The 820-nt window shown below is 33.7% G+C and carries 2 protein-coding genes; both read right to left on the bottom strand.

What is annotated here, in order from left to right; all coding sequences use genetic code 11:
- On the bottom strand, positions 1 to 298 hold a 298-nt coding region (locus ABCO64_RS10110), incomplete at its 3' end, for a DUF805 domain-containing protein (protein ID WP_343089363.1).
- On the bottom strand, positions 295 to 561 hold the full coding sequence (locus ABCO64_RS10105; RefSeq protein WP_343089362.1) for a hypothetical protein: 267 nt from the start codon (positions 559 to 561) through the stop codon (positions 295 to 297). The genes ABCO64_RS10105 and ABCO64_RS10110, both read right to left, overlap by 4 nt.
- Between the last annotated feature and the right edge of the window lie 259 nt (positions 562 to 820).

Raw genomic sequence — 820 nt, 5'->3', positions numbered from 1 at the left:
CAACCCATTCAGGTGCAATACCAATATCACGGTAACGTCTCATTAACGCAAAACTTAAAAACAAAAGCAAAACCAAACTAAGGATAAACCATACAAGTACAAGCGGTAACACCGCTAAGGCTTCTAAGCCATCACCCAGTCTTAAAAGCACACTAAACCAAACACTAAATCCTAAAATAATGAAAAGAACGACCCACACTACATTCCACGCATATTCGCGCCTTGATATGATTCCATTAAACATATCACTTCTTTTAAACATTGCGCTAAACGCTTTAAATCCTTTGTGATCACTCATAAAATCACCACCATTAAATGATTGAAGAAAAAATAACCAATTAAAAACAACCCAACCACTGTATACGCATACCCAAAGCTAAAGAAAAACAATTGATCTTTTTGATCATCGCTTAAAAGGGTTGCGTTATTTTTAAGCGTAAATATTCTATAAATATAGGGAATCATAATTAAAATAAACAATGCGATAATAATTGGAGGGATCATAATCCAATGGCCCATTAAAAAGAAATAACCAATTGAACCACTGACAAAGAAAAACATATTAAGCCCTATAATGACACTGATTATAAACAACAATGACCGATCATTAAAACGTTCTTAAAGACTTCGTCTCACATTACCGCCCCACTTTTATTATAGCATTCCCTGCCTTCTTGATAAAAAAAGACGCCTAAGCGTCTAATTAATAAGAATCATAATTCCTAAATACCCAGCGTAAAACAACACTAAAAGACTTCCTTCTAATTTATTTAAAACTTTTCCAGTAACACTAAAAATATAAGCCAGCATGGTCACCAAG

Origin of the sequence: Methanocalculus natronophilus (assembly GCF_038751955.1) — an archaeon.
Classification (GTDB): Archaea; Halobacteriota; Methanomicrobia; order Methanomicrobiales; family Methanocorpusculaceae; genus Methanocalculus; species Methanocalculus natronophilus.
The sequence above is the reverse complement of the archived record's forward strand: the minus strand, read 5'-3'. Positions and strand labels throughout refer to the sequence as shown.